We start from the raw sequence: 10642 nt of genomic DNA, 5'->3' as shown, positions 1-10642 counted from the left end.
TTATGCCATTTTATTCTATCTCTAGTAAAAGTATACACTCTATCACCTTTCTGTTCAATAACTCTTTGTGCTATAAACTCCATTTGGTGCTTTGATAACCCTTTTATTGCATCTATGTATATTTCTATCATTTTTAATAAGTAATCATCATAATCCCCTTGTCTTCTATCCCATTTTGTATACTCTGGTTTTACATCGTTAAACCACTTCTCTTGCTCTATTAACTCATACTTTATCATTTTCTTAAAAACTTCTGTTATAAGTCCTTCTCTATATAATGTTCCATCTATATCAAAAAATGCTGCTACCTTTTTTTCCATTATTATTTTCCTCCTATGTATATAAAATTCTATCCTTATTATCTCATTAAATAATATTAAAATCATTACTATACTCTTAACTATTTAGTTTTTTCTTATTTTATTATATTTATTCATCTTTTTTTCACTTTTAGTTGACATCCGTTATCAGTTAGCGTATATTAAGAGTATAGAATATGATAATGAATTTCATTGTGAGGTGTAAATTATGAGTTTAAGTGATTTAAAAATAGGACAATCAGGAGTAATCTCTTCAATAAATGGTGACGAAAAATTAGCTAAAAGATTATTAGCACTAGGATGCTTAGAAGGAACAGAAGTAAAATTAAAAGCTCTTTCTCCTTTTAAAGATCCATTAATAATATCATTCAGAGGCTTTGACTTAGCTATAAGAAAAAATGATGCTAAAAATATTAAATTAGCTTAATAAACTTTACAAATACTTAGGAGGAATATAATAATGACTACAGTTGCTTTACTGGGTAATCCAAACGTTGGAAAAACTACCCTATTCAATGCACTAACGGGCTCTAATCAATATGTTGGTAACTGGCCTGGTGTTACAGTTGATAAAAAAGAAGGATATTTTAATGATATAAAGGTAGTGGATTTACCTGGTATTTATGCTATGGATACTTATTCTAATGAAGAAATTGTTTCTAAAGAATTTCTTTTAAAGGATGAAGTAGATGTTATCTTAAATATAGTAGATGGTTCTAAGCTTGATAGAAACCTTTATTTAACTACTCAACTTAAAAAATTTAATAAACCAATAATACTTGCTGTTAATATGGTTGATATACTAGAAAGTAATGGATTTTTAATAGATTATGAAAAACTTTCATCTGAAATGGATGTGACTGTAATTCCTATATCAGCTGCGAAAAAATCTGGTATTGACGAAATTATACAAGCTATTGAAACTAAAAGTTACAATACTTCTACTTCAAATGAAAAGTTTAACTTTAATAATGAAAAAGAAGCCTATTCTTTTATTGAAGATGTACTAAAAAAATCTATTAAGTCTTCTAAATCTATAGAAAGACCTATAACAGAAAAATTAGATAAGTTTTTCTTAAACCCAATACTTGCATTTCCTTTATTTATAATTGCAATTGCATTAATGTTCCAATTAACATTTTCTTGGGTTGGACAACCAATTTCAGATTTATTAGATGGTCTTTTAAATGAAAATTTAATTCCATGGCTTTCTCATTTACTTTCAGGAACTTCCCCTTGGTTTAGTTCACTTCTTGTAGATGGTATCGTAGGAGGAGTTGGAAGCGTTATTGTTTTACTTCCTGTTATTTTAACTCTTTTTGTTTGTATAACATTTTTAGAGGAAAGTGGATATATGGCAAGAGTTGCTTTCTTAATGGATAAAATAATGAGAAAAATGGGACTTTCAGGTAAAGCATTTATTCCACTTATAATTAGTTTTGGATGTAATGTTCCTGCACTTATGTCAGCTAGAACTTTAGAAAGTGAAAAGGATAGAAAGCTTACAGCACTTCTTGTTCCTTTAATGTCATGTAATGCAAGACTTGCTATCTTCTCAGCCTTTGTATCAATTTTCTTTAAAGAACATCAAGGACTCGTAGTAGCTTCTTTATATCTTATAAGCGTACTTATAGCCTTTGGATTTGGAATTATCTTTAAGAAAACTTTATTTAGAAAAGAAGAAGAACCTTTTATTATAGAATTACCTGCATATAGTATGCCACAATTTAACTCAATTGGACTTCAAACATGGGATAAATGTAAATCATTCTTAAAGAAAGCAGGAACTCTTATATTTGCAATGAGTGTTTTAATATGGTTCTTATCAAACTTTAACATTCATGGTATGGCTACAGATATAAATAGTAGTTTCCTAGCTCAAATAGGACACTTTATAGCTCCAATTTTTGCACCACTTGGTTTTGGAAATTGGCAAGCCTCAGTTTCTCTTTTATCAGGACTTTTAGCAAAAGAGACTGTTGTATCTACAATGCAAATAGTATATGCTGGTGATTTATCGGTTATATTACCACATTTCTTCTCATCACTTGCAGCTTATTCATTCCTTATATTTATACTTTTATATGTTCCTTGTGTATCAACAATTGGAGCTATGAAAAAAGAATTTGGAACTAAGCTTACAGTATTTTCATTCGTATTCCAATGTGTTCTAGCTTGGGGATGTTCATTTATAGTATTCTCTATCGGTAGCTTGATTATATAGGAGGAAATATTTATGGGAATAGAAATAATTATTACAGGATTAATCGTTTTATTAGCAGCCTTTATTATATATAAAAATGTAAAGAAATCTTCTAAAGGCGGATGTAACTGTGGTGACTGCCACAAATCTTGTCCATCAAGAAAATCACAAAACAAAAATAATATCACATTTAAATAGCTTAAAAGCCAGTTATCCTTTCGAGAATAACTGGCTTTTTATTATAATTTTTTCAATTTTATTTTCTAAAATATAAATGGGGCTTGGAAATCCGGCGAAAGACAAACCAAGCCCCTGTAGTAAGCACTTATACGTACCAACTGCTCACTTAGAATAACATCTTTTCTCTAATTCGTCAAATTATTTTTTACTTAATATACTTCTAAAGCATTTTAAACCTGGATATAGTGTAGATACCAATATATTTTCCGGTTCACTAAAATCATATCCATATTTAAATTTCAAGCCACTATCTTCTACACTTTTTTTAAAATTCTCTAATTCTACTGATGGATAATCCATAGTTATTACTATAATCCCCTCTTCCTTTAAGCATCTATTAAATTCCATTAAAGCAAGCTTTCTCTCTTCTTCTGACATATGCTCTAGTACGGATATGCAATATATTTTATCAAACTTTTTATTTTCATAAGATAGATTAATTAAATTTTCCACTTTAAATTCTATTTTATGAGCATTTTTCATAACTCTATTATAAGCCTCAATACCAAAGCTCGTTTTTATTGATTCAAGCATTCCTACTCTGTCATTTAAAAAAGAGTCTAAATCGCAAGCATAAACTTCTTTACATTTTTCTGCTAAATAATATTTTAAGTGATGTCCTACTCCACAAGCTGCGTCTAAGCATACATCATTTTCTTCTGCAAAGCTTCCTGCCCATGGATATTCATATAATCTACTCCACCATTCATTACTTATATTGTATACAAAGTCATTTGTTTTCTCATCATCAAGTTTTATAAACCTTGACAAACCTCTCTCTTCTATTTTCTCCATACGGTACTCCTTATTTTCTTTTTCTACATACTATGCTATTTTTCTAGAAAATTCCCCTTAATTTAAGAAAAAGCTTAAGAGAATAGTTTATCCTCCTAAGCTTCTTTTTTATAATTTTTCTATAACTTCTTTGTTATTCTTTTCATATTTTTCAACTCTTCTATCATAATATATCTTTATAGTTGCAATAGTTGGTGATGCAAGTAGCATTCCTATAGGTCCAAAGAAACCTCCACCTATTGTTACTCCAAGTATTATGAAAAATGGTTTTACCCCTACTTTATCCCCTATAAGTTTTGGATCTAAGTACCATGCATCAAACTGCTGTACTGCAAGTAAGAATAAAAATACAACCAATGCTTTCCATGGTGATACAAATACACAAACTATAGCTGCTACTATTTCACCTATGAATGGTCCAAAGTACGGAATCATATTTGTAAACCCTACTACGATAGCTAAAAGAATCGCATATGGTGCTTTTAATATTATAAGTCCTATCAATGCAATAACTGCAATAATAAATGAATCTAATGCTTTTGTTCCAACATATACTCCTATCATCTTATGATATAATCTTAATGCATTTAAAATTTTAATACTCCATTTTTCTCCTATTATCATAGTAAATAATAATTTTGAATTATATATAAGCCTTTCTTTATCTAAAAGAATATAAATTGAAACTAAAAATCCAAATCCAGCCATTACAACATTTGCTGTAATAGATAAAAGTGATGCTACTGAACTTTCTAATATTCCAACTGCCATAAGACCAAATTTTGTTGAAATATTTGTTATAGTTTGTAGTATTCCTGCATCTTTCATTAAATCATAAAATCTATCGTCTCTAAGTAAATCATTTAACCACTCTTGTCCTTTTGCTACATAGCTTGGAATTTCTTTTGTTATAGATATAATGCTATCTATAACGCTTGGTACTACATAAAGTCCAATGATTACAACGACTCCTGTAACTAAAATATATGTTACTGCAACTGATGCTCCTCTTGAAAATTTGCATCGTTTCTCAAATACTTTCATAATTGGATTAAGTATATATGCTATTATAATTGCGTATATAAATGGACTTAATATAACTAAAAATTTCTTTATTAATGAAAAATAAACGTTATAATTATCAACTATCTTATATCCTATCACTACTACTATAACAAGTATTAATATATCTAAATATCTTATATTTTTTTTAAGCACTATTCGTCCCCCTTTTCTTTTAAATTTAGTATATCATAATTTTCCTTTTCTTTTTAGAAACTCTTCCTTAAATGTTTATTAAATTTATTCATTTAAAATTATTAACTAAAAAGAGCCTATCTATTCAGATAGGCTCTTTTTACATATTTTACATTTTATCTACAACTTCAATTCCTATTAACCCTAATGCATTTTTAATAACTTGACAACTTGCTTTAACAAGCGCTAATCTTGTTACTTTTAAATTTTCATCTTCTAAGTTTAATACTGAATGTGCATTATAGAATTTATTAAATGCTTTTGCAACATCAATTGCATATCTAGTAATAACACATGGCTCTAATTTTTCTATTGCATTATGAATATTCTTTTTAAAGCCTTCTAATGTCTTAATAAGTTCAAATTCTTCTTTTGTATTTAATAATGAATAATCAACTTTACTATTATCAACTTCTCCAGCTCTTTCTAATATAGAATTTGCTCTTGCATATGAATATTGTACATATGGTCCTGTTTCTCCTTCAAATGAAAGAATTTCTTTCCAATCAAATACTATATCTTTTTCTCTTGAGTTTTTAAGATAAGTAAATACAACTGCACCTATTCCTATTTTCTTAGCAACTTCTTCTTTATTTTCAAGTCCTGGATTTTTTTCATTTATAACTTCTAAAGTTTTTTCTATAGCTTCTCTTAAAAGATCATCTAATAATACTACATTACCTTTTCTAGTTGACATTCCACCATCTGGGAATTTAACTAATCCAAATCCAACGTGAACGCAATCTTTAGCCCAATCTTTTCCTTCAAGTTCTAAAACTTTAAATACCTGCTTAAAGTGTAGTGCTTGTGGAGTTCCTACTACATAAATACTTTTACAGAAATCATACTTTTCTTTTCTGTAGTTAGCTGCTGCTAAGTCTCTTGTTGCATATATAGTTGCTCCATCACCCTTTAATACGATACAAGGTGGCATGTTATATTCATCAAGCATTACAACTTGTGCCCCATTACTTTCTACTAAAAGCTTTTTCTCTTTTAATCCATCTATAACAACATCCATTTTATCATTATAGAAAGCTTCTCCTGCTAAAGAATCAAACTTAACACCTAAAAGATCATAAACTCTATTAAATTCTTTTAAACTAAGCTCTCTAAATCTTGACCAAAGTTCTGTAGCTTCAGCGTCTCCATCTTCTAGCTTCTTGAAATACATTCTTCCTTCATCATTTAAGCTTTCATCTTTTTCTGCTTCTTCATGGAATTTAACATAAATTCTTAAAAGCTCATCTATTGGAGATTTTTCTAAAGCATCTAAATCAGCCCATCTCTTATATGCTGATATAAGTTTTCCAAACTGTGTTCCCCAATCTCCTAAATGATTTATTCCAACAACGTTGTAACCTTCTTCTTTAAATAATTTATATAAAGAATTTCCTATTGCTGTTGTAAAAAGGTGCCCTACGTGGAAAGGCTTTGCAATATTTGGTGATGAATATTCAACACATACTGTTTTTCCTTCTCCTACATTAGTTTTACCGTAGTTATCTTTTTCAGTTAAAACAGCTTCTATTGTATTTTTAGTGAAATCTCCTTTATCAACAAAGAAGTTTACGTATGGTCCTAACGCTTTTATCTCTTGGAAACCATCTTTATTTAATTCTTCACTTAATTCTACCGATATCATATTTGGTGCTTTTCTCATTACTTTTGCCAATTGAAAACATGGAAATGCATAATCTCCCATATCTGATTTTGGTGGAATTTCTATAAGCTTTTTAATTTCTTCTACTTCTAAATCTACTTTTGTCTTTATAAGTTCTGCTATTTTTTGTTTGTAATCCATCTTTCTCCTCCTAATTTTTATACTTTTAAAATTTATTTAAATATAAAAAACGCCTCTTAATATAATATTAAGAGACGAATAAATTTCCGCGGTACCACTCTAATTGCATAAACAATGCCACTTTTTTGTTAACGCAAAGTATTCCTTTGCGACCTTTAAATAAGGTTCCTTAGAGGCTCTCTTCATCTTACTTTTCTTATGGGCTTACACCAAACTTTCCCACTCGCTTCAAGAAATTTATAAGACTACTTTTCTCTTCATAGGATTTAATTTTCATTTTTCTATTTGTTAATTATACACAATTTATTATCATAGTGTCAATAAACCCTTAAATATTCTTTAATAAAAGCGATTATTTTTGTAAAAGGTGTATAATATATAAAAGTGATAATTTTTAGATAGGTAATTAAGGAGAAAATATTTATGAATAGAATAGGAATCATAGAAATCGGTGTAGATATTTTTAATTTAACTTTATCAGAAGTCGATGATAATGGATATTTTAAAATTATAGATCAAATCCATTCTTCCGTTGGACTTTCAACAAGTCTCTTAGACAATACAAAGCTTTCGGAAGAAGAGTTAAATATAACAATCTCAACATTAAAATCCTTTAAATCAATGTGCCAAGTTTCAGGGGTTACAAAAATAATTGCAGTTGCAACTGAAGCTTTTCGTGAAGCTACAAATAGCTATCTTTTAGCAGACCTTATAAAAGATCTTTTATCTATTGATATAAGAATCCTGTCTGTTGAGGAAGAAATCAAATTCAACTTTTTAGCAGTTTCATATAGTATCTCATTTGATAACTCACTTTTAGTTGATATTGAAGGTTGTTCTACTCATATTTCTTGGATAAAGGACGGAATGATAAAGGAAAGTGTTTGCCTTCCTACAGGATATCTTAATTTAACATCTAATTACGATTTAGAAGATGTTATTTCATTAGATAACCTTGAACGAGCTACACATGAAAATTTACTTCCACTTCAAGATTTTTCTTGGCTTAAAGAAAATAAATTCGATTCTTTAATATCAAGTGATATTGTTGTTCGTTCATTAGGTCGTATTGACAGAATAAAAAAACGCTATCCCTTAGATATAGCTCACAATTATAAACTTTATAGTGATGATGTACATCACTACTTTAATCTTTTTAAAACTAAAGATTTAAAATCTAGAAAATTAATAGATGGAATTAAACCACGTGAAGCTAAAATAATTGTAGCAGGAAGCTTAATACTTAATAATATTTTAGATATTTCTAATATTGATACTATCATCTCATCTTCTAATGGATTAAGTGGTGGATTAATGTACAATTATATACTTGAAAACTTCCATATTAAAGATGATATGTTAGATTACTCTATCAACAGCCTTATGGATAAGCTTAACGTTAATAGACCTCATGCTAATCAAGTGTATTTTATTGCCCAGAAGCTTTTCAATGAACTACGACCTATCCATAAGCTTTCACCTGATTTTGATAAAATTTTAAAAACTGCAGCTCTTTTACATGACTGTGGAACAAGTATTGATTATTACAATCATCATAGACATAGTTTTTATATTATTTTAAATTCAGAGCTTAAAGGTTTAAATCATAAAGAAATGCTAATGAGTGCCGCTATTGCCGCATCCCATAGAAACAATAGATTTAAAATCACTCTATCGCCCTACAGTTCAATTTTAAATAAAATTGATATGAAGCATATTGAATATTTAGGAACAATTTTAAAAATCGCTGAAGGACTTGATAGGAGTCTTGAAGGGGCTGTTCGAGATTTATCTGTTCTTATAACCTCAGACAAGGTTTCAATTTATTTAAATTCTCGTCTTGATTTAGAATTTGAAATAAATCAAGCTATGAGGGCTTCTAAGCATTTTTCTGAAATTTATAAAAAGAACCTTTCAATTCAAAAATTTTAAAAGGATGAAGCATTTCGCTTCATCCTTTTTTAAAATATAAATATACTAATTATTAAGTTTATTAACCCTTGTAATCCTGTCAAGATTAAGTGTGATGGTATTGATATTATTGGTCCTGCTAAAAGTATTATTCCAATTAATATAAGAAATTGGTGTTGTATTAATGGCTCCCCATATTTATAGAAATTTTTAGGACTTAAGTCTCTAAATATATTAAATCCATCTAATCCTGGTAATGGTAATAAATAAAATATAAATAAGTTTACGTTTATAGTTATTATAAACTTAAGCATTATTGATATTATTATCGTTATATTTCCTACCATATTCATTTTTAAGATAACTACACTGAAAATTGCATATATAATTGCACCTACTATTGCAACCATAAGGTTTGCAAGTGGTCCTGCAAGACTAACCTTTAAGTCATCTTTATAAAAGTTTTTAAAATATCTTGTATCTATATCCATAGGTTTAGCCCAACCTATTCCACACACTAAAATAAGAAGTGTTCCTATTGGATCTATGTGGGTTAACGGATTTAAATTCATTCTTCCTCTAAGTTTTGGTGTAGGATCTCCTAGTTTAGTTGCCATCCATCCCTTTGCATAGGAATGAAATGTAAATGCTAGAAGAATCGCTGGCACCGAATATATAATACCTAATAGTTTATCTGCCATATTGTTTTACTCCTTTAATCTTTTTCCATTTTACAATTATATCATATTTCACTATATTTTCATATAGTATTTATTACTTTTTAAAAACATAAATTAGACTTCATTCAAAAGGAGTCAAAACGCCTTTTGAATTTTTACTCAAAGCTATTTTAACCCCTAATTCTACTAATTTTTAGACTTCTTTAATTTTTATGGTTTTATAACTTCACTATTTTCTGGCTTATCATTTGGTTTTTCTTCTGGTTTTACTACTGGTTTCTCTGGCTTCACAGTTGGTTCTTCTGGCTTCACTGTTGGCTCTTCTGGTTTTACCGTTGGTTCTTCTGGTTTTACTGTCGGCTCTTCTGGCTTCACTACTGGTTTTTCTGGCTTAACTATAGGTTTTTCTGGCTTTACCACTGGCTCTACTTCTTCCTCTTCCACCTCTGGTTTCTCTATTAATGGTGGTCTTGGCTTTTCTACTCCATAGTAATTCTTATTTGTATTTATAGCACCATATCCATAGTATTCAGTATTTAAAATTCCCTTCCACTCCTCTATATTATAGCTTTCCTTTGTTGGCATCTTATCATTATAAATAAAATCATACAATACATTTCCATGTTGCTTTGTATCTATTAAAAGTACTGCCCCATATCCTTTATAACTTAAAACATCTGCTGTTAAATCATCAATTGGCAATCTTAACTGCTCAATATCAAAACTTGGAAATTTAGATACAGTATATGCATAATTTAATAAATCAAAAGGTTCTATATTTGTCTTTACATAAGGTAACATTTGATTCATAATCCCTGGATATTTAAATACACTTACATCCTTGAATTTTTCTGCTACTATTCCTAAAATTCTTCTTTGTCTATCTGTTCTTTCATAATCTCCATTTCCAGTTTTTCTTATTCTTGCATAAGATAATGCTTGTTGCCCATCTAACTTATGCATTCCTGGATATTTTATCTTAGGAGATTTTTCTTTATGTTGCTCACCTATATACTTATTTAATTGTTCAATTTCATAGTCTTTTATCTCTACATCAATTCCTCCAATTAAATCTATAATCTCTTCAAAGCCATTAAAGTTAACCATTACATATTTATCTAAATTCATATTGAAATTTGTATTTATAGTTTCTATAACTAATGGAATTCCACCTTTTGACATAGCTGCATTTATTTTATTTTTCCCATGCCCTGGTATCTCAACAAAGGTATCTCTCATTATTGATGTTAATTTAAGCTTCTTTTTATTATTATCAATTGTTAAAATCATCATTGAATCTGATCTAGATGGCTCGTCTAAGTTTCTTGCATCTGACCCAAGTAGTAATATATTTGTTATTCCTGGCACCTCTTTATAATCAATATTTTTATTTTTAACTATATTGTCATTACTATATATTTTATTTCGTATA

General features: G+C 28.8%; 9 protein-coding genes, 1 pseudogene and 1 other annotated feature. Of the genes and pseudogenes, 4 read left to right on the top strand and 6 right to left on the bottom strand.

Annotation, left to right across the window (positions count from 1 at the left end; translation table 11 throughout):
* Nucleotides 1–320, bottom strand: a pseudogene (locus ACRC28_RS10740) (HAD-IB family hydrolase); the annotation flags it as partial.
* Between the two features lie 208 nt (nucleotides 321–528).
* Here ACRC28_RS10740 and ACRC28_RS10735 point away from each other — a divergent pair.
* The 3 genes from ACRC28_RS10735 to ACRC28_RS10725 are packed head-to-tail and all read left to right on the top strand — an operon-like array spanning nucleotide 529 to nucleotide 2721.
* The gene (locus ACRC28_RS10735; RefSeq protein ID WP_438543442.1) at nucleotides 529–747 is read left to right on the top strand and encodes a FeoA family protein; all 219 of its coding nucleotides are present in this window, start codon (nucleotides 529–531) and stop codon (nucleotides 745–747) included.
* A 33-nt stretch (nucleotides 748–780) separates the two neighbouring features.
* Nucleotides 781–2544 carry a ferrous iron transport protein B gene (feoB, locus tag ACRC28_RS10730; RefSeq protein ID WP_438543441.1) on the top strand — a complete coding sequence of 588 codons (1764 nt, stop codon included), beginning with the start codon at nucleotides 781–783 and terminating at the stop codon, nucleotides 2542–2544.
* Between the two features lie 12 nt (nucleotides 2545–2556).
* Nucleotides 2557–2721: a FeoB-associated Cys-rich membrane protein gene (locus ACRC28_RS10725; RefSeq protein ID WP_438543440.1), complete on the top strand. Its 165-nt coding sequence runs from the start codon at nucleotides 2557–2559 to the stop codon at nucleotides 2719–2721.
* A gap of 180 nt (nucleotides 2722–2901) precedes the next feature.
* Here the strand turns inward: ACRC28_RS10725 and ACRC28_RS10720 are convergent, their stop codons facing one another.
* From ACRC28_RS10720 to argS, 3 genes are all read right to left on the bottom strand, one after another.
* Nucleotides 2902–3558 carry a class I SAM-dependent methyltransferase gene (locus tag ACRC28_RS10720; RefSeq protein ID WP_438543439.1) on the bottom strand — a complete coding sequence of 219 codons (657 nt, stop codon included), beginning with the start codon at nucleotides 3556–3558 and terminating at the stop codon, nucleotides 2902–2904.
* Nucleotides 3559–3666: 108 nt separating this feature from the next.
* Nucleotides 3667–4779, bottom strand: a complete 1113-nt coding sequence (locus tag ACRC28_RS10715) for an AI-2E family transporter (RefSeq protein WP_438543443.1) — start codon at nucleotides 4777–4779, stop codon at nucleotides 3667–3669.
* Nucleotides 4780–4924: 145 nt separating this feature from the next.
* Nucleotides 4925–6619, bottom strand: coding sequence for an arginine--tRNA ligase (gene argS, locus ACRC28_RS10710; RefSeq protein ID WP_438543438.1), 1695 nt, complete (start codon nucleotides 6617–6619; stop codon nucleotides 4925–4927).
* Nucleotides 6620–6686: 67 nt separating this feature from the next.
* Nucleotides 6687–6889: a binding site (T-box leader), on the bottom strand.
* A 153-nt stretch (nucleotides 6890–7042) separates the two neighbouring features.
* Between argS and ACRC28_RS10705 the strand changes: the two genes are divergently transcribed.
* Entirely contained in the window at nucleotides 7043–8551 is a 1509-nt protein-coding gene (locus ACRC28_RS10705; protein ID WP_438543437.1) for a Ppx/GppA phosphatase family protein, read from the top strand.
* A gap of 29 nt (nucleotides 8552–8580) precedes the next feature.
* On the opposite strand, the gene ACRC28_RS10700 is transcribed toward ACRC28_RS10705, so the two are convergent.
* Nucleotides 8581–9231, bottom strand: coding sequence for a site-2 protease family protein (locus ACRC28_RS10700; protein ID WP_438543436.1), 651 nt, complete (start codon nucleotides 9229–9231; stop codon nucleotides 8581–8583).
* 189 nt (nucleotides 9232–9420) lie between these two features.
* A partial coding sequence (locus tag ACRC28_RS10695) for an LCP family glycopolymer transferase (protein ID WP_438543435.1) occupies nucleotides 9421–10642 on the bottom strand: 1222 nt, incomplete at its 5' end.

Source organism: Clostridium sp. (genome assembly GCF_051650885.1).
Taxonomy (GTDB): domain Bacteria; phylum Bacillota; class Clostridia; order Clostridiales; family Clostridiaceae; genus Clostridium.
The sequence above is the reverse complement of the archived record's forward strand: the minus strand, read 5'-3'. Positions and strand labels throughout refer to the sequence as shown.